Source organism: Microcoleus sp. PH2017_12_PCY_D_A (genome assembly GCF_020738565.1).
Classification (GTDB): Bacteria; Cyanobacteriota; Cyanobacteriia; order Cyanobacteriales; family Microcoleaceae; genus Microcoleus.
The window spans coordinates 1-21775 of sequence record NZ_JAEQCI010000090.1; the positions used below are offsets into that span (position 1 = coordinate 1).

General features: G+C 46.6%; 19 protein-coding genes. 10 read left to right on the forward strand and 9 right to left on the reverse strand.

What is annotated here, in order from left to right:
- Nucleotides 1-7: 7 nt before the first annotated feature.
- Complete coding sequence (locus tag JGK39_RS23780; protein WP_293297573.1) at nt 8-745, reverse strand: XDD3 family exosortase-dependent surface protein; 738 nt, start codon at nt 743-745, stop codon at nt 8-10.
- 19 nt (nt 746-764) lie between these two features.
- Between JGK39_RS23780 and JGK39_RS23785 the strand changes: the two genes are divergently transcribed.
- Nucleotides 765-920 carry a hypothetical protein gene (locus JGK39_RS23785; RefSeq protein WP_293257210.1) on the forward strand — a complete coding sequence of 52 codons (156 nt, stop codon included), beginning with the start codon at nt 765-767 and terminating at the stop codon, nt 918-920.
- 31 nt (nt 921-951) lie between these two features.
- Here JGK39_RS23785 and JGK39_RS23790 read toward each other — a convergent pair whose 3' ends face one another.
- Nucleotides 952-1920: a PEP-CTERM sorting domain-containing protein gene (locus JGK39_RS23790; protein ID WP_293257207.1), complete on the reverse strand. Its 969-nt coding sequence runs from the start codon at nt 1918-1920 to the stop codon at nt 952-954.
- Nucleotides 1921-2340: 420 nt separating this feature from the next.
- On the opposite strand from JGK39_RS23790, the gene JGK39_RS23795 reads away from it, so the two are divergent.
- Nucleotides 2341-3696: an NB-ARC domain-containing protein gene (locus tag JGK39_RS23795; RefSeq protein WP_293257204.1), complete on the forward strand. Its 1356-nt coding sequence runs from the start codon at nt 2341-2343 to the stop codon at nt 3694-3696.
- A gap of 27 nt (nt 3697-3723) precedes the next feature.
- Nucleotides 3724-4677, forward strand: coding sequence for a tetratricopeptide repeat protein (locus JGK39_RS23800; protein WP_293257201.1), 954 nt, complete (start codon nt 3724-3726; stop codon nt 4675-4677).
- A 49-nt stretch (nt 4678-4726) separates the two neighbouring features.
- On the opposite strand, the gene JGK39_RS23805 is transcribed toward JGK39_RS23800, so the two are convergent.
- Both JGK39_RS23805 and murF read right to left on the reverse strand, forming a co-directional pair.
- Nucleotides 4727-5365, reverse strand: coding sequence for a Uma2 family endonuclease (locus JGK39_RS23805; RefSeq protein WP_293257198.1), 639 nt, complete (start codon nt 5363-5365; stop codon nt 4727-4729).
- A gap of 158 nt (nt 5366-5523) precedes the next feature.
- Complete coding sequence (gene murF, locus JGK39_RS23810) at nt 5524-6906, reverse strand: UDP-N-acetylmuramoyl-tripeptide--D-alanyl-D-alanine ligase (RefSeq protein ID WP_293257195.1); 1383 nt, start codon at nt 6904-6906, stop codon at nt 5524-5526.
- 540 nt (nt 6907-7446) lie between these two features.
- On the opposite strand from murF, the gene JGK39_RS23815 reads away from it, so the two are divergent.
- Both JGK39_RS23815 and JGK39_RS23820 read left to right on the forward strand, forming a co-directional pair.
- Complete coding sequence (locus JGK39_RS23815) at nt 7447-8724, forward strand: hypothetical protein (protein WP_293257192.1); 1278 nt, start codon at nt 7447-7449, stop codon at nt 8722-8724.
- 285 nt (nt 8725-9009) lie between these two features.
- The gene (locus JGK39_RS23820; RefSeq protein ID WP_293257189.1) at nt 9010-9345 is read left to right on the forward strand and encodes an RNA-binding protein; all 336 of its coding nucleotides are present in this window, start codon (nt 9010-9012) and stop codon (nt 9343-9345) included.
- 378 nt (nt 9346-9723) lie between these two features.
- On the opposite strand, the gene clpS is transcribed toward JGK39_RS23820, so the two are convergent.
- Nucleotides 9724-10005, reverse strand: a complete 282-nt coding sequence (gene clpS / locus JGK39_RS23825; protein WP_193976163.1) for an ATP-dependent Clp protease adapter ClpS — start codon at nt 10003-10005, stop codon at nt 9724-9726.
- Between the two features lie 405 nt (nt 10006-10410).
- On the opposite strand from clpS, the gene JGK39_RS23830 reads away from it, so the two are divergent.
- Complete coding sequence (locus tag JGK39_RS23830) at nt 10411-11010, forward strand: DUF3172 domain-containing protein (protein ID WP_293257186.1); 600 nt, start codon at nt 10411-10413, stop codon at nt 11008-11010.
- Between the two features lie 51 nt (nt 11011-11061).
- On the opposite strand, the gene JGK39_RS23835 is transcribed toward JGK39_RS23830, so the two are convergent.
- The gene (locus tag JGK39_RS23835; RefSeq protein WP_293257183.1) at nt 11062-11844 is read right to left on the reverse strand and encodes an AMIN domain-containing protein; all 783 of its coding nucleotides are present in this window, start codon (nt 11842-11844) and stop codon (nt 11062-11064) included.
- Nucleotides 11845-12330: 486 nt separating this feature from the next.
- Between JGK39_RS23835 and JGK39_RS23840 the strand changes: the two genes are divergently transcribed.
- Nucleotides 12331-12897, forward strand: a complete 567-nt coding sequence (locus tag JGK39_RS23840; RefSeq protein ID WP_293297571.1) for an NUDIX hydrolase — start codon at nt 12331-12333, stop codon at nt 12895-12897.
- Nucleotides 12898-13915: 1018 nt separating this feature from the next.
- Nucleotides 13916-14131: a hypothetical protein gene (locus JGK39_RS23845; protein ID WP_293257180.1), complete on the forward strand. Its 216-nt coding sequence runs from the start codon at nt 13916-13918 to the stop codon at nt 14129-14131.
- 91 nt (nt 14132-14222) lie between these two features.
- On the opposite strand, the gene JGK39_RS23850 is transcribed toward JGK39_RS23845, so the two are convergent.
- From JGK39_RS23850 to coaE, 3 genes are all read right to left on the reverse strand, one after another.
- Nucleotides 14223-14471 (reverse strand): hypothetical protein, encoded by a 249-nt coding sequence (locus tag JGK39_RS23850; protein WP_293257177.1) that lies wholly within the window; start codon nt 14469-14471, stop codon nt 14223-14225.
- Between the two features lie 199 nt (nt 14472-14670).
- Nucleotides 14671-14874, reverse strand: coding sequence for a hypothetical protein (locus JGK39_RS23855; RefSeq protein WP_293257174.1), 204 nt, complete (start codon nt 14872-14874; stop codon nt 14671-14673).
- A gap of 535 nt (nt 14875-15409) precedes the next feature.
- Nucleotides 15410-16138 (reverse strand): dephospho-CoA kinase, encoded by a 729-nt coding sequence (gene coaE, locus JGK39_RS23860; RefSeq protein ID WP_293257171.1) that lies wholly within the window; start codon nt 16136-16138, stop codon nt 15410-15412.
- 55 nt (nt 16139-16193) lie between these two features.
- Here coaE and JGK39_RS23865 point away from each other — a divergent pair, with 55 nt between their 5' ends.
- A complete protein-coding gene (locus JGK39_RS23865) occupies nt 16194-16325 on the forward strand; it encodes a hypothetical protein (protein ID WP_293257168.1) in 132 nt (43 codons plus the stop codon).
- A gap of 20 nt (nt 16326-16345) precedes the next feature.
- Nucleotides 16346-21481 (forward strand): CHAT domain-containing protein, encoded by a 5136-nt coding sequence (locus tag JGK39_RS23870; RefSeq protein WP_293297569.1) that lies wholly within the window; start codon nt 16346-16348, stop codon nt 21479-21481.
- Nucleotides 21482-21775: the final 294 nt, after the last annotated feature.

Sequence of the window (21775 nt, forward strand, 5' to 3'; positions counted from 1 at the left end):
AAAAGCCTCAAATGATTGCAGAGCAATTATTTGAGGTTTTGAGAATTCTGAATTCTTTTGAAATTAAATCCGATCGAATATCTGCGGAATGTGGGATCGTAATGTCGCCAACTTTCTTACCGGATGCAATTATGTTGGGAATGTGATTGGACGATCGATCGAAAGTTGTTGGGGTAGTGTAGATACCGTAATAAGGATCGTTCCAGGCTAAATCACCCATTCCCGCCTCCAAACCAGTCTTCTTCTTCAACCCCGCATGATGATTGTGCAGGTTCCACCAACCTGCATTTTCTGTAACAACGCTGGTGGCTTTCACACCGCTGTAAACACCTGTTGAGGGTGCTTTTGAATCATTGTTGGGAGCAAACCGAATGCCAAATAAGCTATTAGTATCGTTGGCTGATTGATAGCTGTTCTTACCTGAAAAATCAAAGAACAAATCTCCCCAACCAATATTGCCGTTACTAACTGGCATCCCATTAACGGTAGCGCCAGTATTGATTCCGGTTACGGGCAGATTAGCACTAATCGCCACCCAAATAGTATTGGCAGCCAAATCATCTTTGACAGCCATACCGTAGATTTCATAGTGTTCGACGCCTCCAAGACTGTCATTGTGTTCGGCGTCCTTAGTATAATTCCACCCCAGAGTTAAAGTTCCAGCAACAGCCGTTTGTTTGGCAGTAGCTGCTAAGAAAATTGTGGCTGTAGCACCGAACAAAATTGCTGTTTTGAAGATATTCACGGTAGATGTCCTATCTAGTATGTACAAAATTTGCGATCGCCCGAATCAATCTCGCCTTGTTAACTTCCAACTTGCAGTCTGGGCGATCGCAAGTTTCTATTTATCTGTCAGGGTGACGCCTGACTTTTTATACGAAATTGCCATTTTTGTAATGAAAATTAACAATTTGATGTAATTCCAGATTGGCGATCGCCCTAACTGCAAAATCACACCGCTAGCTTTTGCTTGCGCTTGCGCCTCGCAGCGATCGCGCCAAATCCTAACAATGTCGCCAATATCGAAGAAGGTTCCGGTACTGCTTCTGGGGGTGAAAGTGGTTGAGTCTCTCCTTTAAGAGCGATCGCGTCATTGTTGCATTCTTGAATTAAAGTAGCAACATAACTGCCAATAGAGAGCAAAGATTTATCGAACTTAAACCCAATATTTCGACTGGTGCTGGGTGCTGGAATTACATTAAGAGCAAATCCAGCCGCCACCAATTCTGCATCGCCAACCATCGTAATATCCCCAACTTTATTGCCCGATTCAATAACATTAGGAATCAGGGATTCTGGTCTACTGTGAGAACCCTCACTGGTGTAAGGATTGTAGTAGGAATCGTTCCAGCCTAAATCCCCCGTCCGAGCCTCCAAACCAGTCAGGGGAAGCACACCGTTGACGCTGTGATTGTAAAAATTCGACCAGCCTGCATTTTGTGCTACAACACTTTTTGCTTTTACTCCACTGTAAACACCTGTACTTGGTGCATTTGAATCATTATTGGGAGCAAAGCGAATGCCAAATAAGCTATTGCTATCGCTGGCAGCTTTAAAGTTGTTACGATCGGAAAAATCAAAGAACAAATCTCCGAAACCAATGTTGCGGTTGCTAACTGGATAGCCATTCACTGTGTCCTCAGTTGGATTTCCAGTTAGGGGTAAGTTCGCATTAATGGCTATCCAAATAGTGTTTGTTGACACATCGTCTTTGATAGCCATACCGTAGATTTCATAGATGGTTCCTCCGGCAGTGATTCCACCCATGCCATTGCTGTCGAGACTGTCGTAGCTGGGGTCGATCGCATAATCCCAACCCAAATTTAAAGTTTCAGCCCGAGCCGCTTGTTTGGCGGTACTTCCAAAGAAAATGGTTGCCGTCGCAGCACCGAGAAGAATTGCAGTTTTGAACCTCTTCATAGTAGATGTCCTCTCAAGTATCAGGATAATTGCTCGGATCGACAGAGAATGCAAGCGGAAAATAAAACTTGCGCGCGGATGGGCAGAAACCGGGTTTTTCTCGCGCCTACTCGGTTGAAACCCTCAATCTTGGAAAAAACCCGGTTTCTTGGGATTCAAGTGCGTCAGCCGTGAGAGTCTGGCTAACTAGATTGAAAAAGCCAATACGGGCGATCGGCTTCCCTAGAATTTATGCAGAGAAACCCGGTGTCTGGGAAAAATATCGGGTTTGGTAGCAAAGTATCTACGCAGAAACCGGGTTTCTGACTCTCGGCGCGCAAGTTCTGTTCTGATTTGCTCTTAAGTATTTCAGTACACAACTACACATGAGTCGAAATGTGCAAAAATTCTGTAAGTACACAGATGTGTAAGGGGGTAGCTATGAATCAGGAGAGATTTAACTGGGCATTGCAGGAATTGACAGGCCGACAGCGCCAAGTGCTGGATGCGTTTCTGGGTGGCCAAAGCGATCGAGCGATCGCTCAATCTTTAAAAATTGTCGATAATACAGTTAAGCAACACATTAAAGCAATCTGTAAAAAATTTAAACTCCAAGATGAAACTAATAAATATGCTTCAAAAAGAAGTGATTTGAAAGATTTATTTCGCCGTTACAAACCGGAATTAGTTAGAGTGGTTACTGTGGTTGAGGCTGGCGAGATTTTTGCTACACCTGAATCAAAGCCGAATACACCAAGCCAAGGAACTCGATGCAGGAGGGTGTGGGGGCGCGATCGCCTCATCAAACAAATCCTCGATCGCCTCACGAACTTGCAAGAAGCACCAATTCTTTCTCTGACTGGCGGTGCGGGATACGGCAAAACAGAAGTTGCCAGTCAAGTTGCTAAAATAGCGCGCAATAGAAATCTCTTTGCTGACGTGCTTTGGGTAAAAGCAAGAGACACCGATCTGGTAGACGGTTGCATTACCCAATCAGAACGAAATGAGGTACTTAATTGGAATAAGTTTCTCCATGAAATAGCTCATCAGCTAGATAAATGTCCGACAGAACGAGTTTGCCAGCGCCTGAAAGAAGAAAAACGGCTGATAGTATTAGACAATGCCGAAACTTCGCAAGTGGAGGAGATTGTGACAAATCTTGTGGAAATGCTGAATCCCAGCCGGGTACTTTTAACCAGCCGCATGAAAACTAATGCTCCCTTCGTAGGATTGATCGAAATTGAAGGGCTAGATACAGCTTCCTCATATAACTTATTGCAAGATGAAGCAAAATATAAAAAGATTCCGGCGCTGTTAGAAGCAAGTCCAGCGCAACTCGATCGCGTCCATCAATTATCTCGCGGAGCTCCTCTAGCCTTGCATTTTATTATCGGTCGCGTTTTGGACGATCGCGCATTAGAACCAGTATTATCAGCATTAGAAGCAGCTAGCGGAGATGTGGAAAAATTTTATGAATTTTCCCTGCAAACAGCATGGCAGCGAATTAGCGATTATAGCAAAAACGTACTGCATTACATGGGTAATTCTGATGCAGGCGTAACCTGGGAAGAGTTGCTAGGTGCGGAAAAAATAGAGAAATTAGACTGTCAGCAAGCACTGCGCCAATTGAGGCGGTGGTATTTGATTGAAGATGAACTAGACGCAAAAGGCAATCAGCGATATAATTTGCATCCTTGGGTGAGACGCAGTTTGCAGGGAAAATTAGTGGATAAGTGGGAGCAATCACTGCAAAAACTGGCAGAGATAGCCCAATGGAAATTTGGCATCGATATTTAAACTGAATAACAAGGGGGAAATGCGATAGTGGCCAATTTCGATTTGGAGATACCTCAAGAAAGAGTGAATATATTAAGTTTTTTACGTCAAACAGAAATCAAGTGTTCGCGACAAAACTCTGAAAGCAATCGTTCGTTTGATTTAGCTTATCAAGTTTGGGAAAAAGTCAGCGAGCAGTTGTGGTTTTTAGGATATTGGAATGATTATTTTAATTGTGGAAATATCGTCCTGAAATCGGCAAAAGCTGTTGGTAATGCTGAGATTAAAGCACAGCTTTTGAGCGAATTGGGATGGGCTTGCATGGAATGGGAAGAATTTGCTCAAGCAGAGAAATATTTTCTGGAGTCGCTACAAACCTACGAGTCGATCGCTAATCTAAAACAACAGTGCCGCCTGCTGCGCTATTTAGGCGTGCTCTCATATCGCCAAAGAAAGCTCGATTCAGCTTTGAAATACTACCGTCTGGCTTTGGATATCGTAACGGCTAACAGCACAGTAGCATCTGCTAATGATAACTGGGCTTTTCATGAAGCAGAACTGCCTAATGTTCTGGGAGAATTTTATCTCGATTTGCAAGACTTTCCTGCTAGTTATCGCGAACTTAATCTATCCTTAGAAAGATACCGTTCCTTAATAAATAAATATCGCTATTATCAAGCAGATCCGCTGCTTAATTTAGGGCGGTGGCACTTCCTGCAAGGAGACTGCGAAACAGCAAAACAGTATTATCAAGAGTGCCTTCAACTTTGTAAGGAAATTAACCGCCCCGATACAAGGGCTAGCGTACTGCTGAATCTAGCTGAGCTAGCTGAAGCGAGAGGGAAGCTGGAAGAGGCGATCGAATTAGCTGCGGAAGCAGAGCAAGTTGCCGGTACTGAAGTCACATCTGTACGCGATCGCGCAGCTCGTTTTAGGGAGCAACTACTAACTAAAAAAACTGTGGCAGAAGGAAGAAATAAGAAGAAAAAAAGGAAGAAGTAAGCACAAATAAAATTAAGGATTTCAGCAATAACGATCGCCCGCTTCCAACTTATGGGTTTTGATTAATTTGGCTTTTTACCCAATGCCGAAATGATTTAACTAATTCCAAATAATCCATTGTTTCCGCCTGTTCCAGAAAACTGACAATCTCTAAAACAGCTACACTCGGAAATGCCAAACTGATCTCGCACTCCACATACCCTCCATCTTCTAATCTGTTAATTCTGAGCCGCGAACCGTTGTAAATCCACACTTCCGGCACTCCCAGACCGGCATAAATCTGCAACGTACTGTCGGATCTGCTGGTAATATCAATTTCTACCACTAAATCCGGCGGCGGATCTTGACTCAGATCGAGTCGTTTTTTGCCTTTAATTGCACTAGCATTCTGGATGTAAAAACAATCATCTGGTTCGGCACCAATAAGTTCGGGGCGTTTGAATGTCGTAGAACCCAGAGGTTCAATTCTCACATCTAATTCTTCAGCTAAGGTTTCAACAAATCGACCCATTACTCTTTTGTAAACTTCGTGTTCTGGAGAAGGCACCATAATTTTCAAATTGCCGCGATTGTATCTCAGTCTAATTGGCCGATCGCCGATTTCGGCAAGCAAAGTCTCGTAAGTTTGCCAACTGATATTCGATAGCTCGACTATTTGTTCGGGCGGACTGAGAGTTTTAGCAATCATGGGGTTACTTTGGTGAAGAGTTCGTAGGCGCAAGCCGGGGCGTAGCGATCGCACTTTTAAAGTAAATCATATCATCTAAAACATAGGTTCGTAGTGAGGACTTCAGTCCTCTCTCGTCGGATGCGGACTGAAGTCCTCACTACGAACCAAATTGCTAGTTATTGGCCTGCAAAATCGGCGCGGAACTTCTGGACAACTCGATTCAATTCCACTGAATGAGAAGCTTTAAATAAAATACGATCGCCCGCCGCGACAAAATCCATCAAATGCCTCGCTAAATCTGCGTGAGAATCCTCCCCCGCAATATCTTCTACCTGCACAAAAGGCACGCCCGCCGCCCCCGCCGCCATCGCCGCCGCTTCCTCAAAATCCGCAAACACAAACAAAGCATCGAGGTTTAAATCCCGCGCCGCCTTTCCTACTTGTCGGTGAAATTCGATCGCCCTTTCGCCCAATTCCTTCATCGTACCCAACACCGCAATCCGGCGCTTTCCCGGAGTATCCGCTAACAATCTCAGCGCCGCCAACATCGACTCCAAACCAGCATTGTAAGTCTCATCCAGAATCACAACATCCTGCGGCAAATCGTACTTGCGCGCCCGTCCATCCGGTAACTGCACGGACAAACCTTGCTGTAAAACTTCCCAATCAATCCCTAAAACTTTTGCTACCGCCAAAGCCGCCAAATAATTTACAGCATTGTGCCTTCCAGCCAAGGGCAGCGGCAATTCCACATTTTCTACAAGCATTGTATCATTATTCAGCAATTCCCCGTACAAATCGCCGCCTTCTAATCCGTAACTTAAAGTTTTTCCCTGCCAAACTTGCGCCGCTGTTGCCATTAATCTGTCAGAATCGTGATTGAGAATAGCAATGCTTTCAGCAGGCATTTCAGCTAACAGTTCGCACTTAGCGATCGCGATCGCATCTTCGGAACCCAATCGCCCGATATGCGCCGTTCCCACGTTAGTAATTACCGCCACAGTAGGGCGCGCAATTTGCGACAGCAGGGCAATTTCCCCGAGTCCCCGCATTCCCATTTCAATTACAGCATAATTGTGTGACGGCGAAAGCTCTAACAGAGTTTTCGGGACTCCTATTTCATTGTTGTAGTTAAATTGAGTTTTCAGAACATTTCCGCTGGTTGACAAAACCGCCGCGATTAATTCTTTGGCAGTAGTTTTACCGACGGAACCAGTAACAGCAATTATCGGTATGCTGAATCGATCGCGCCACCAACGGGCGATCGCCTGGTAAGCTTTTAAGGTATCGTCAACGCGCAACAGCGGAAAATTGGGAACTTCTTGTTGGTAAGTGCGATCGACTACCGCAGCAATCGCCCCCAAATCCCGCGCTTTTGCCACAAATTGATGTCCGTCAAAATTGTCTCCCCGCAGCGCTAAAAATACTTCGCCCCCCTCAATGGTGCGCGTATCTGTAGCAACACCTGTCCCTACAACTGTCAGAACGTCCTCAGACACAGCAGGCAAAGATACAGTTAAAATTTCAGCAAGTTGGGCGATACTTACGCGACAGACCATATTACCAGCACTCACATTTCAAATAATTATTTTCACAGCTAATCCTACCTCGCCCCACCTCAAATTTAACCGATCGAGGGCTGCCGACAAGGATTGACATTAAGAATCCTAATACTAAATTGTCCGCCCACCAAGAAATCCGACCTAACCCACCCACATTTTTACAAATTCTTTACAAAGTTTGTGGTGATTTTAGGCCTTGCTAATTGCAAACAATTCATGTCATGCTGGTGTTGACAAATCGTTTAACTAAGTAAAAAAGATCTGCTTAAGGCGATCGCCACTTCCACCCCTAAGCCTCGGGAGGCGAGAAGCTCGGTTGACCCTACCCAACAACGGATACAAGCCATCGACCTAAGTCGGGGAGAGATTAAAATTTTAGACTACAGTTGAAGCTTCCAGATGAATCTGTGGAGTAAATCTAAAATCTAAAATCTAAAATCTAAAATCGGTTGACTCAATTGTGGTGCTTCATCTGCCAATTCAAATCTGCCAATGGCGCTTAAAGCTCCTGCCCAATCCTTGGAGAGTTAATCCACAGTGAACGACTATAACAGACAGAGCCAAGAAGAAGAACAGCTACTTTACAACCACTGGCTGGAGTTGGTACAAGTAGAACAGCCGATCGAACTAATCGACCGTTTTCGCACTTTGTTTATCTACGGTAACGGATATCGCGATCGCACCGTCGCTGAAGCACTCGAAAAAATAGCAGCTTCACCATACGCCGAACAAGAATTCAAATACATCCTTAACCGTTGCTGCCACATCCTGATCAACCGCTGGCAAACATACCCCGGAAAGCAAGCAGCTATCCCGGAATTGATCGCTCTGTTTGAAGAAGCCCCCAAAATATTATCTCGATACAGTCGATCGCGCCCTACTCACTCCATCCCCCAATTAGTACATCAATTTACCGAAAGCGAACAATACCTCACCCTCAAACGTTTAGCCAAAGTCATCACTCACAGCAATGAAGACAGCAGCGGCAAAACTCCCGCCACCCTAGCCCTCGGAACCTTAATTCCCCGCTACCCTTACCTTTACAAACACTGTCTCCTCAGCGACGACAGCACCTACGAACAGCAGAAAATCATTCAAAAAATCCAAGCTCAAAAGCAGCAGCAATTTGAAATCGATCTCTCGCAATACGTTGCTCACCAAGTGAGAAAAGCCCAAGTAGCCCGCCGACATACCTCAATCTCCTTCGGTAGAAATATACAGACTATAAAAAACCCGACGCTGTTGAGCGACCCAGAACTGTTCTTTGCCCTCAAGCAATTTGTCGGCAAAGTAGAAGGAGCCGATACCTACCGACAGCTAGCCGGCCGCTTCATGGCGAACACCAGTACAAGTGTGTCCTACAGATCCTTTAAAGACGACTTATATGAATACCTAATTTCTTCTGTCACTGACGATCGCTACGGCAAGTGTCAATTTAACGAAAAATTGTATAAGCAACTACAATCTACCTTACCCGACAGCAACTCTCAGAAGTTAAACGAATTTCTCACGATCAGAACTTGCAGCCAGTTATTGAACTTTTTAGTAGTAGAGTGTCCTGCGCGGCCGAACCACTTTGTCTTCATCGACCTGATCTCAAACCTCGGCCCCACCCAAACCACAGGTTTGCTGCTGAAAATCGTGCTAATTTGCAGCAAAGTCAAGCCCTATCTAGAAAAGCGGCTGGCAATTTTGTTCGGTCACTACGAATTCTGTAGCCGAGAAGGCGTCGTGTGGTTAGTCAAAGCCCTGGAAAACCTGAATCTAGCTTTGAGTACCAATTTTGGGAATCTAGACCTATCTTTCCTGCGGTAGCCGGCTAGTCCCACAACTTTCTCAGGTTCGAGTTTGACAAAACATCACAGGTCGAAATCCCGTTCCTGAATACCCAAAAAGTTTGAAGTTGAATTATGACAGCCTAATTAACTGCTGAAACCTATTCAAAAGACGCCATTCTGTGCTAAAATCCCAAGTGTATCAGATTCGGTTGCAGGCTTTGTTCATTGCTACAGAATTGTTTAAAAACTTGCCCTTCTGTATCGGCAGGGGACTCTCCGAAACTGAAATCTTTGCACTGTCTAATTTTTGGAGTTATTCCTCATGTCGATATACGTCGGTAACTTATCCTATCAAGTTACCCAAGAAGACATCACCACCGTCTTCGCCGAATACGGAACCGTTAAGCGAGTACATCTACCTACCGACAGAGAAACCAGTCGCCCCCGCGGCTTTGGTTTTGTAGAAATGTCAACCGATGCCGAAGAAGATGCAGCGATTGCTGCTCTCGACGGAGCAGAGTGGATGGGTCGCGACCTCAAAGTTAACAAAGCTAAGCCCCGCGAAGATGAAGGCGGCCGGGGCGGCGGCAACCGGGGCGGCGGCGGCGGCAAATTTGGTCGCAGCGGTGGCGGCGGCGGCGGCGGCGGACGTTATTAATTTCCTAATTAATTTCCGACGATCGAGATTTGAGATTGGAAAGCTGAAATTGGGGATCGAGGCCACCTAGCTTTGAACCACCGTCCGAATAATTTCCGGCCCGGTTGCTCCCAACCTTTACTGTTCCAGTCTGGCGATCGACCGCATTAAATATACCAAAAAGCCAAGGTTAGTCCCTTGGCTTTTTGGTATGAGGCTATTGAATATGATAGTCCTGGACGCACGAAGTGGCTCAAATGCCGATCTCTCTGGCATCCCCCTGAAAAAGGGGGGAACCTGAAAGCCCCCCTTTTTCAGGGGGGTTGGGGGCATCGATGCGTCCAGGACTATATGAGTTAAAAACTCGGTGGGTGAAGACTTTCAGGTACCTCTACTGTTCTAATCGTCAGGTTCGATGCTGCTGCTCAATCCGTGATTGTTGAGCGTTTCAGCATAAAACTCAGCGTGTTCGAGAGCGCAAACAATCACAAGTCCCAGCCCGTTAGTGTGGGCTTCCATCATCACATTCACAGCCTGTGGCTGAGTCAGACTGGGTACCGTCGCCATCAAAGTCTGCACCACGTACTCCATTGGATTGAAATCATCATTGTGCAGCAGCACGCGGTAGCGTGGCGCAAGCTTGCGGACTGTAGAAGGCTTTTGAATAATTTCGACAGACACTAATCTATACCTCCTGAGTTATAGGATGTTAAAATTTTTGACAATCCCCTGCCGTTGATGCGAGGGGATTCTTCGTTCATCAACCCAAGTTGCTGAGATAGGCTTGCACCTAAAACAGTAGCGAACTAGGACGAAGCTTGTATCGCATTAATTTCGATCGATAATCTTGAGCTGGATTCCTCCGCTGTCAAAGAGTATCTCACTTTGAGTTATTTTATTGAAATTTCCAAATTCAGACAAGGCAGCCGCCTAGCCGATCGCGAGCTGTCAACCATACCAAACCCAGAAGAAGTGTCCTAAGCCCGCAGCCGCCACCTGTCTAGGGTCATAATATATAGAAAGGCAAGATCGGTTAAAAATAAAAAACTACTAGCTGTTAAATCCCCAGAACGGACTCAACGTTATATGAAACGCAAACCTAACTCCTACAACGACAGAGACAGATTCGGTGGCGATCCATTCCGGGGAGATGAAGACTCCGGCTCCTTTGGCGGATCGTCGCGACGACAACCTCAGTCCAACAAACCCTCTTTCCTCAATTCCGCCACCCTAGGGATTTTAACAGCCGTTTTTATTCTGGGAATTGGGATCGGCATTGCCTTCAGTTCCACGGCTACAATTAGCCCAGCAAACGTAGCATCCCGGGAATTTATCGATCGCAGCGCCCCGAACCCCGAACTTTGCGTACAGTTTGGAGCCAGCGCCATGGTGACAGATATGCGCCTCTTCGTCACCCTTAACCCCTTCAACGTCTACATCTCCCAGCCGAGTATGCGTCCCGGATGCGTCCTGCGAACCAATAACTGGGCAATTCTCGAACAAAGAAAACTGATCGACCAAGAGCAAGTGCGCGAGTGTAAAAATCGCATGAACACCTTTGGCTTCACCGGCGCCCTGGAAGGTCAACCTGACATTAACTGTATTTACCAAAACGACGGCGCTAAAAACCTGTTCCTCAACCAACCGGGTTCGATCGCTCCACCCAGTGAAGGTCAAAATTTCTAACTGCGAGGATCGGACGATCGAAGTATAGGTGCGATCGACTCAAAGCGAGTATTAGCGAAGCGGTTCACCAAAATCGATAATCCGCTCCCAGGAAGCAGCAGGACGGCGTACAGGGGCAGAACCTACCCCCTGGCGTCTGTTAACCCGAACCCTGACTAAAGGCACATTTATCGGTCGGATTTGGTCGTTTGGAGTTGACATCCCCGAAGAGTTTTGCTCGTAAGTTATAGCCTCGGGCGAGGCAGGCTGGACAGGCGCTTTGGCAGGAGTTGAGTTAGAATCGGCTGACTGCGGATTAGGTGGTACTGGGATTGCAGGCGGTGTTTGCGTGTCGAGAGTTGCTTGATAGGAAGCAGGCTCGATCGAGGGACGCAACACCCAGCGATTTTCTACCCCGACTCTTTGAAATTTAATTTGTTCACCGTTGAAAGCCACTCCGGGAGCCAAATTTACCAAAATTCTCGCGCTTCCTGATGGGAGTTGAATTACCGCCACGGAACGCACATTGCCTTGCGGGTATAGTTGAGTTGCATCAACGGCGATCGGAGTATTGGGCAAATCCACAGCAATTTGAGACGGGTTGAGTAGGGAATAGGTGGGAGTTTTGCCCTCTGGGAGAGTAATTTCTAGCTGATTTGTAGCCGGATCGAACCGCCAACTGGTGACTGTAGAAGCATTGGCTGGTTGCTGTGCGATTTGGAGTGTCGCAACTGTGGTGGCTGCTGCTATGCTCAGGGCGATCGACACAGAGCCTAAAAATGAGGGTACCAGACACTTAGGTGTTAGTTTGTCTAAGTCTGTCCAAAATTTCGGTGGTAATTTTTTGTATTGCATGGCTGTGTAAAAGTTGAGATTTTAACTAGCTTCGAGGATAATTTTTTTTTGGTAAAGGTGTTGCGGGCGATTATCTACGGGATAGGTGCGATCGCCCGTACCGCTAACGGCAAGCGCGGCTTGACGGTGAAAGTTTAGCATTAATTGGTAATATCATGTCCGCTCGATTACCATAACAAAAATGGTTTGTAGTGCGGACTTCAGTCCGCAGCCGTATAGCGGACTGAAGTCCGCACTACGAACGAATTTGATTGTGGTTAATCGCTCGGACACGATATAATGGGGTAATGGGGCATGGCGAATTGGAAATTAAAACATTCTGACTAATGCCAACAGATACACATTCATGCTTCTTTTATTTTCCTGGCACTTCAACTTGGGTAAAGCGAGTCACAAGTACCCGAAGAACGACTGTGAGGCTTTAGAGTGCACATTGCGCGCGTTACGAAAGATTAGTCGTGCGCGTTTTATGAAGAATTCAATAATATGAAAAATTTAACTAAATGGAAATTACTGCGATCGCGCTTGGTGCTTAACCACAAGTGGTGTCAAGTAAGGCAAGATGAAATAGAATTGCCAAGCGGACAAATTATCGACGACTTTTTTATTAATGTCCGGCCCAATATCGCCCTAATATTTGCGGTGACAGAACAGCAAGAACTTGTATGTGTGCGTCAATACAGGCATGGCGTCGGCGAAATTTTACTCGAACTCCCGGCTGGGAGTTTCAATCCTGCCGAAGAAAGCGGCAAAGCTGCTGCTGCCCGAGAACTGGCTGAAGAAACCGGATATGTTGCTGAAGAAATTTTGGAACTAGCAACTTTATACGACAATCCCGTAAAAGACACTAATTCTATTTACCTATATTTTGGTAAAAATGTCAAGCTTGCCCGCCAAATTCAATTAGATGTTACAGAAGATATTGAAATAGTTTTAGTGCCAATTTCCGAAGTTTTGTTGAAAATAAGCAATCGAGAAATTTGCGTAGCAGGAAGCATCGCAGCTATTTTTTTAGGATTAGAATTTTTGAAGAAACAGCAGTTGGGTTGGTAGTGAGGACTTTAGTCATCTAAGGGATGGGGACTTGCAGTTGGGTTGGTAGCGAGGACTTTAGTCATCTAAGGGATGGGGACTTGCAGTTGGGTTGGTAGTGAGGACTTTAGTCCTCTAAGGGATGGGGACTTGCCTTCCTCACTAAGAACTTGTTTTGGCAATACGCTTTGAATAAAAAATTCCAATTACCGGAAGATAGAGGTAAAATATATTTATACTATAGCAATCTTAAATCACTATCAAGAATGCGATACAATTATAGGCAATACTTGATTGTGAAAACAAAAAAATGAATAAATTACAACTCACACAAAAAGACATGGAAAAACAAAGAGTTTAAGCAAGAATATTTCATTGAAAGTGATATCGATGTAAGAGAACTCTCTCCGAGCAATAGCTGTAAGGATGGCGATGGTCGGTAAGTCCTAGAATGAAATTAGCGAAATATGGCGTGTAAGTAATTTTTTTGTTCCTTGTTGGAAAAAATTATTTAAAACCAAAGGTGTCGCAGGGATAAAACTAGGACATAAAGGGTCAAAAGGATATTTAACATCTCTAGACAAAACTGAAGTAATCGGGTTCTCTTGAGTTTGTGGTGATAAACAAACCGCCTATCCTTGACTCCGAGGGCATCACAGAATCGCGAACAGTTGTTTTTGATACCGTATCCACCATAAACCCAGGAGATCCTTAAGATCGTCAAATTTTTGTTTGACTTTTTCACTAAGGAACATAAATTTGATTTCCCCAAAATCCATCAGTACACATATACATAGAAAATCATTTAGGATTGCTATAATTGACAACTTATATTTAAAAGCCGCCTTCCGCTACGAAGCAGGGCGGCGCTTTAAACCCAAAATTTTCGGTAATTAATTTTGGTCGGTTACTTGGCGCTCCAGTATCTGCCACTGGCGTTCGCTCGTTGAGTTCCGGGAGTTTGGGTATTGCCAACTCAGCAATCTGACCGTACTACCTCGCCAGACCCCGAGGATAGAACCCGGAGCGATGAGGTTTCTTGGCTTCGATTCCCTGTAAAAAAGCCGTTACTTCTTCTTGTTGTAATGCGCTTTCTAAAACGGTTTTGACTCTGACTCGCCGCGGCAGTTCTCAGAGCGCTTACCAGGGCGCTCTCTGGTTCACCATGAACACCTTGCGGGCTCACTCGCAAGATTTGTTGTTCTCGATCGACAATCGTCATGGTTCGACACCTTACAATCAGCTAATTCCCTAGTTTTATGCCTTTCCTCCAGACCTGCCATCACCGCGAATAATTCATGACACTAACTGAAGTACGTGAAACCCGATTTCTCAAGGTGATTGCGTCACACAAGCTTCAAGTCGCCATCAATCGGGTTTCGGGGCGCGATCGCCTGCCAGTCTCGGCGAGAACACCCCGGAGACGGCGAGGAGCTACAGTTTTTTGAATCGGTTTTGGTATCTTTAGCTAATAGCAGTTGTTCTGACTTATTGAACTGATGTTCTGCAATTGAAAAGTTTGCTAGTTTTTGAGGAATCACAAGAGCGCTAACTAATAGCGTACTCAAACAAATTAACTTGATGGTAGTATTCATTGTGTTGTGTTTTTTTTTCAGAGATTTTTGCTCCCCGATCCAACATCGCTTCAGCCAATCTGGAAGTAATTGCGTTTAACTCTTCGTTTAAGAATGCCCTCATTACTTATTTATCTCCCTCGATCGAGTAGGGAAAAATACTCAAAGCAATCGGCCGATTTATTTTGCTTTGTTTAGCAAAAATATCCATTGTTGGGGTTTATCTCCCGCTGCCTCGTTCGGGCAAGGTATCTTTATCGTTGTCTGCGTAAAAAATTTGAGCGTTGGCTTGGGCTGTTAATAATTCCGGGACAGATTTGTCTTGAGAGAAAAAGGTCGATCGGGTTTCTAAGCTTTGAGCGTTAACTGCTGTGCTACTCAGTAACAGGGTTGACATCAGCATGGAAGAGTAAAGGCGCATCATAGAGTTCCGTGTCGTATTTTCCACTTCTTGATACGCAGCCTGTACTCTGCTATCAGGGCAAAAACAGGTAAAAAAAAAATTGAATTGCCGCGAAATCATCAATTGGTAATTGATGGCATATACATTTTTTTGAATTTTAGTCAAATGGGGTAAAACCCCTCGTTTCCCTCACTGTTTCAGTTGTAAGTTCAAGTTACCTAGTAATGGCGGGAAACCCACAGCAGTCAAGGCTTCCCATCTTTTTGCGACACTCTTCCAACCAGGAAACGAAACCGTAAGTTATAAATATTTCGAGTCTTCAGATTAACTTCATAATTTATTGATATTGAGATGCAGCCTAGGATTAAAGACACAAAAACACAGTCCCCTGGCGGCGGCATCAGCACTCTATATATTGATCTTTTGGTGAATCAGATTCCTGAAATTGTAAATATTTACGAATCTTCAGATTAACTTCATAATTTATTGATATCGAGATGCAGCTTCGGATCGAAGACAAGCTAATGCCACATCAGAATGTCGCGCGTAACATAGGCTACGATCTGATTTGCGAATCTATGTGTAGGAATAGCGAGTCGAGGGTTGACGAGTTATCCAAAACAACATTAGCTTGTTGGCACTTGTTGGCTAGCGGCATCTGGGCGTTAATGCGGGCATTAGCTCGATCGCAACTCAAGCCGTCTCGGTGCATCAGCCGCTGTAACTGCACTTCGGGCGAACAGTACACCACCCAAATTTCGGTACACAAGTCAGTCATGTTAGCTTCAAACAGCAGCGGCACTACCAACACCAAAGTCAACCTGTCAGTCTGGGCGCCGAAACCTGGTTTTTTTTCAACCATACTTGGTTCTAGTTCTCGATCGCATTCCCAAAAACCGCTTTCTTGAGTTTTTGTACCTAATTCATGTGTGTTTGGGGATACCAGATTGAATTTAGCAATGTAGCTTTGAGTTTCCTCCACTAACCGGCGGCGCACATAAGGGTGAATCTGTTGTTCCAACCACTGCCGTTCGGCTGCGTTACAAAAAATAATATTTCCTAACTCTGGCCGGTTTAAATTGCCGTCGGGGAGCAAAATAACGGCGCCGTATCGTTCTACAATAGAGTCTAGTATTGGCGAACCTGGCTGCACAGCTTCGCGAGCGTAAATATCGGCATCTAAAATCGGAAATCCACAGGTATCTGCTAGATAGTTAGATATAGCGGTTTTCCCGGTGGCGATGCCCCCAGTTAAACCGATCGCGCGGACAATTCGATCGCTCATAATTTTCTGGCGTTTAAACTGAACTGTGTTTCGACACTTACGGTCAGTGTTTGCTATGTTGGTGACACAATTAAAATTAGACTTAAACTTGGGAATTGGCGATCGAGAGTTAGCGTTAGGAATTGTCAGCATGGGGGTGCGATCGACTATTTTTTACGCCAAATCTCCATTTAAAACTCGAATATAAGTCTAGATCGAGGCGAACCTATGAATGCTCAATCTGCTGTGCGATCGATTCTGGCAGCAATTCCCCTGGCTGGATTTTTGATATTAGATTTTTTCCCCAACCTGGTTTTCCTCAAAGAGGATAGCAGCGGATGGGTGATTGTGGCAATTTATCCCAAATCTCAAATTGCTGCAGCACAGCCGATTATGGCAGCCCCAGACGGCACCGGAACCACAGTCACGCCCGGTACAGGAGCCCCCTCTCGCTACGACATTAAAGGCGGCACAACGTCCAGAGACGGAGCAAATCTGTTCCACAGTTTTACTCGATTTGGTTTAAATTCGGGCGAAACTGCCAATTTCATCTCTAACCCAAACGTTAAAAATATCCTCGGGCGCATTGTCGGCGGTGACGCTTCCTTAATTAACGGTCTAATTCAAGTTAGCGGTGGCAATTCTAACTTGTACTTGATGAACCCGGCAGGGATTATTTTTGGCAGCAATGCGCGGCTGGACGTACCCGGGTCTTTTTTTGCTACCACCGCTAGCGGTATCGGTTTTGACAGCGGCTGGTTCAACGGTACGGGGGCGAACAACTACGCCGCCCTAGTGGGAACACCGAATACTTTTGCTTTTGGCGCACAGCCGGGGAGTATTGTCAATGCAGGTGACTTGGCTGTGGAAAACGGGCAGAGTTTGACTTTGCTGGGCGGTACTGTCATCAGTACGGGGAGACTTTCAGCGCCGGGGGGTCAAATTACGGTGGCGGCTGTCCCGGGCGAAAATCTGGTGCGGTTGAGTCAAGACGGACTTTTGCTGAGTTTAGAAGTTGCTCCGGCTGCGGGAGTGCCTGGTTCGGAAGCTCTGCCGTTTTCTCCTCTGAGTTTGCCAAAGCTACTCTCGGGTTCCGGCGTGGCTACCGCTACTGGTATAACTACGAACGATCGCGGTGAAGTCGTACTTACGGGCGGCATCACAGTACCGGCAAGCCCTGGAACCGCTGTGGTATCGGGGGAAGCAAACGTGTCACAGAGATCGTCCGGCGCGGGAGGTACTGTCAACGTTTTGGGCGACAAGGTAGGGGTATTGTCCGCGAAGATTGAAGCGAACGGGCCTCTGGGCGGCGGCACGGTGCGGATCGGGGGAGATTACCGAGGCGAGGGAACTGTGCCGAAGGCGAGAATGACTTATGTGGATGGCAAAAGTTCGATCGCAGCCAACGCCACTCGGAAAGGGGACGGCGGCAGAGTTTTTGTCTGGGCGGACAACACAACAGCATTTTTGGGCCGCATCAGCGCTACCGGCGTTTCTGAATCGAACAGCAGCGGTGTTGGCGGGTTTGTGGAAATTTCCGGGAAGCAAAGATTGATGTTTAACGGCACTGTCGATACTTCCGGGACAAACGGTTTGGGGACTTTGCTGTTCGATCCGGAAAATATTTTCATTACAGATTCCTTAGAAGCTGCGGGGGATGCGGCAGTTATTGCTAACAGTAATATTTTGGCAACAGGAACGCCTTCTGGAGGACAGCAAAACCAGAACGATTCTTCGCTGACAATTTCCAGAAGAGCTTTGGAAAGTATCTCGGGGACAACCAATCTGGTTCTGGAAGCGCTGAATGATATTAAAATTGCTGATTTGGCGGATAATAAGTTGAGCTTTGCGGCAACGACTGGATCGGTGACGTTGAGAGCAGATGCCGATCGCAGCGGTGCCGGTGTTTTTTCGATGAATGCTGGAGATACAATTAGCACTCGCGGAGGGGCGATCTCTCTGGAGGGAAGTCAAATTACTGCGGGCAATTTGTCCAGCAACGGCGGAAATATTAGTTTGATAAGTCCGGGAACAACCGTTGCAGCCAATGTTTCGGCATCGAATTCCAGCGGCGGCACCAGCGGCAATATTTTGCTCGAAGGCCTGAACGTCACGGCCCTAAAAATTGATGCTAGCGGTTCTAAATCGCCGGCAAATGTAACTTTGACGGCTCGAAATATTCTGGGAGTTAGTTCGATCGCCGGGGGTTCGGGAAACATTACTTTAACGGGTAATGAAATTAATTTGAAAGGGGACAAAAATTCAATCAGCGGGACGGGATTTTTGGTACTCCAACCTTGGAATCCCGGTCAAAATATTGCGATCGCAGGTTCCGGAGATGTCGGGACTAATACTTATTTGAATCTGACAGCAAAGGAACTCGAAAGTTTGCAAAATGGGTTTGCTGGAATTACGATCGGCCGCAGCAACGGTAGCGGTTCGATTCTGATTGCTAACGAGTTCACATTTTACGATCCGCTAATTATTCAATCGCCAACCAATTCGGGAACAATTACGAGCACAAGTTCCCTGACTCTTGCTGACAATGCCTCAATTACTCTGAAAGCTGATGGCAATATCCGCACCGGAAATATCACTACCAACAATCAGGAAATTCGTATCACCAGCACAGCCGGCAATGTCACCACGGCTGGGCTACGCACGGGAAGTCCCCCCACCATCAGCACTTCAGTCAATTCTGCGAAAGTGCCGCGCACAGAGGGGGGAGATGTGAGCGTTACCGCTGAGGGTACGGTGACTGCTGGCGCGATCGACACTAGGGGCGATCGCGCGGGCAATGTGACGCTGACTGGCCGCGGTGGAGTCACTGTCGGCGCGATCGAAGCTGGCGGTTCCCAAACAGGGGGAAATATTACTCTGACAGGTAACGAAATTGACTTGACGGGCGGCAAGAATTCGATCGCCAGCAATGGCAATCTGGTGTTGCAACCCATCGATCCAACTCAAAATATCACCATCGCCGGTGCTGCTGAGACTGAGGCTTTGGACTTGACTGCTGCGGAATTGAACTCGCTGCGAAACGGGTTTGCTTCCGTAGCGATCGGGCGTGCTGACGGCAGCGGCTCGATCGCGATTGCTCCGGCAACCACAACGCCCAATTCAACGCCGGCGGTGACATTTCAAGATCCGACGACGATTCGATCGCCCTTGGGAACGGGTGAGATCGTGGGAACGGGTGCGATCGTGGGAACTGATAACGCTACCATCGCTCTCTTTGGCGGTAGTGTGGCAGTGGGAGACGTTACCTCGAATGCAGGGATTAACATCACTAGCAGTCAAGGTAATGTGACTGCTGGTGTTGTGTCATCTCGCTCGGCAAACGGGACAGCGGGCAATATCAACATCCGCAGCGCCGGCTCAGTAGAAGCCGGCAATGTCAATGCTTTCGGTGCCTCAAGCGGCGGAGATATCTCGATCGTGGCGCCGGGCAGGATCGTGACAGGGGTGATCAATTCTAGTTCGCAGTCGGGAAGTGCCGGTTCGAGCAAGATTACCGGGCAGAAAGATGTTGAAGTTGTTTCCATCAAAGCTAATGGAAATACGGGCGGCGATGTGGCAATCCAGGCTGGGGGATTGTTTCGGGCAGCCGGAAGCGAAACGGCGAGCGATCGCGCATCGAGCGTTAGCGTTTCTACAGACGGACAGGTGCGATCGGGTTCCCTGACGCTGTTGCAAAGCACTTGCCCGTCGGGAAACTGCACAACCACGACTGTTGGGACAGGAAACTCGAAGTCGAACGCTACCTCCTCAACTACTACTACTACCGCGCCCCTGTTGAGCCTGCCGAGTCCAGCACCAACTACCACTGTGGGACTAAAAAATACAGGTAATTCTACACAAATTGTCACTCAGACTCCCGCAGCGTCTGGGCCCAAGAGCGGTAGCCCAAATGTATCGTCAGGCTCGGCTGCTGTGCCTGTTGAGGAACAGTCGAACCAGACTGCGGCCGGCTCTGTTCTGCTGTCGCAGTTGGTGTTAAAAGACAATGTGGGTGCGTCTGGTGCGACAGAAAACGGCGGTGCAGCAACTGCACAAAAACCTGGAAGTAGCGGCAATACAGACAGTATCGCGAGTTTGAGGCTGCCTGAGATTTCTCGATCGACTTCGATCGCGCAAATAAGTCCGATCGACGCAGTGCAGCAAAGGGATAGAGATCAGGGCCGGGAATTTGAACGTTATTTTGGTGGCAATCTCGATCGCTCGTCAATCACGCAGCAAAGTATCCGAGATACTCTCAGCAGCGTCAACCGCTTGACGGGAGTTAAACCTGCGATCGTTTATGTCTGGGTGAAAGACAATAATTTAGAACTTGTGCTGTTATTGCCAGACGGCAAAAATGTGTTCAAAAGCGTGCCTGCAAGTCGCGAAACAGTGCTGCAAGTTGCTAAAGATTTCACTAATGCTATCAGAACTCCCAAGACATTGACTGGTTCTGATTACAAGCAACCTGCCCAGCAACTTTACCAGTGGTTAATTGCACCGCTGCAACCGGAATTGGATGCTAACAAAATTGACACCTTGGCGTTTTCGATGGATGCCGGTTTGCGAACTTTGCCTTTAGCTGCTTTGTTTGACGGCAAACAGTTTTTGGTAGAAAAGTACAGTTTGGGGCTGATTCCCAGTTTGAGTTTGACTGATACTCGCTATGCCGATGTTAAGGGTTCGGAAGTTTTGGCGATGGGTGCGTCGAAATTTCCCGAAAAATACGATCAAAATCCTTTACCTGCGGTGCCGCTCGAAATATCAACAATTGTGGGCAAGATTTGGCATGGTGCATCTTTTCTCAATGAAGGTTTTACGCTGGCAAATTTGAAGGAAAAACGCAATCAACCCCAATACAAAATTATTCACTTAGCTACTCACGGCGATTTTCAGCCCGGTGGTGCCCAAAATTCTTACATTCAGTTTTGGGATACTAAGTTGCGGTTGAATCAGTTGGGTGAGTTGAAGTTATCTAACCCGCAGGTGGAGTTGTTGGTTTTGAGTGCGTGCACTACGGCGGTGGGAGATGAACAGGCTGAGTTGGGGTTTGCGGGATTGGCGGTACACGCGGGGGTAAAATCGGCTTTGGCGAGTTTGTGGTACGTGTCAGATGCTGGAACTTTGGGGCTGATGACTGAGTTTTACCAGCAGTTGCGCGAGGCGCCGATTAAGGCTGAGGCGTTGCGTCAAGCGCAGTTGGCGATGCTGCGGCAAGAAGTGCGGTTGCAGGATGGTTATTTGATACGATCGAACAACAATCAAGCTCTGCCTTTGCCTGCGGAGTTGACGGCTAGGGGCGATCGTAATTTGTCCCATCCTTATTATTGGGCCGCTTTTACCATGATTGGTTCGCCTTGGTAATTGCGAAGGAAGTTCGGCAACGGATTTTGTAACGGATTTAACGGATGCAAGCGGATTTAGTTATTAGTAGCTGTAGGGTGCGTCGCCATTCAAAATCCCTAAATAAAAATCGATAATCTCACAGCGACGGGAGCATCTCATTGTTGCAAAAAGCATTTTTTCTTTCAGTGCGAGCGTCCCCGCTCGCGTGCTTTATAACCCACATTCCGCAGATATTCGATCGGATTTAATTTCAAAATAATTCAGAATCAAAAAAGCCTCAAATGATTGCATAGCAATCATTTGAGGCTTTTT

What these genes read in the sequence shown, in the direction of transcription:
- JGK39_RS23785 (WP_293257210.1), top strand. Translation starts at nt 765, where the DNA reads ATGTACAAAATTTGCGATCGCCCGAATCAATCTCGCCTTGTTAACTTC.
- JGK39_RS23790 (WP_293257207.1), bottom strand. Translation starts at nt 1,920, where the DNA reads ATGAAGAGGTTCAAAACTGCAATTCTTCTCGGTGCTGCGACGGCAACC.
- JGK39_RS23795 (WP_293257204.1), top strand. Translation starts at nt 2,341, where the DNA reads ATGAATCAGGAGAGATTTAACTGGGCATTGCAGGAATTGACAGGCCGA.
- JGK39_RS23805 (WP_293257198.1), bottom strand. Translation starts at nt 5,365, where the DNA reads ATGATTGCTAAAACTCTCAGTCCGCCCGAACAAATAGTCGAGCTATCG.
- murF (WP_293257195.1), bottom strand. Translation starts at nt 6,906, where the DNA reads ATGGTCTGTCGCGTAAGTATCGCCCAACTTGCTGAAATTTTAACTGTA.
- JGK39_RS23820 (WP_293257189.1), top strand. Translation starts at nt 9,010, where the DNA reads ATGTCGATATACGTCGGTAACTTATCCTATCAAGTTACCCAAGAAGAC.
- JGK39_RS23830 (WP_293257186.1), top strand. Translation starts at nt 10,411, where the DNA reads ATGAAACGCAAACCTAACTCCTACAACGACAGAGACAGATTCGGTGGC.
- JGK39_RS23835 (WP_293257183.1), bottom strand. Translation starts at nt 11,844, where the DNA reads ATGCAATACAAAAAATTACCACCGAAATTTTGGACAGACTTAGACAAA.
- JGK39_RS23840 (WP_293297571.1), top strand. Translation starts at nt 12,331, where the DNA reads ATGAAAAATTTAACTAAATGGAAATTACTGCGATCGCGCTTGGTGCTT.
- JGK39_RS23850 (WP_293257177.1), bottom strand. Translation starts at nt 14,471, where the DNA reads ATGAATACTACCATCAAGTTAATTTGTTTGAGTACGCTATTAGTTAGC.
- JGK39_RS23855 (WP_293257174.1), bottom strand. Translation starts at nt 14,874, where the DNA reads ATGATGCGCCTTTACTCTTCCATGCTGATGTCAACCCTGTTACTGAGT.
- coaE (WP_293257171.1), bottom strand. Translation starts at nt 16,138, where the DNA reads ATGAGCGATCGAATTGTCCGCGCGATCGGTTTAACTGGGGGCATCGCC.
- JGK39_RS23865 (WP_293257168.1), top strand. Translation starts at nt 16,194, where the DNA reads ATGTTGGTGACACAATTAAAATTAGACTTAAACTTGGGAATTGGCGAT.
- JGK39_RS23870 (WP_293297569.1), top strand. Translation starts at nt 16,346, where the DNA reads ATGAATGCTCAATCTGCTGTGCGATCGATTCTGGCAGCAATTCCCCTG.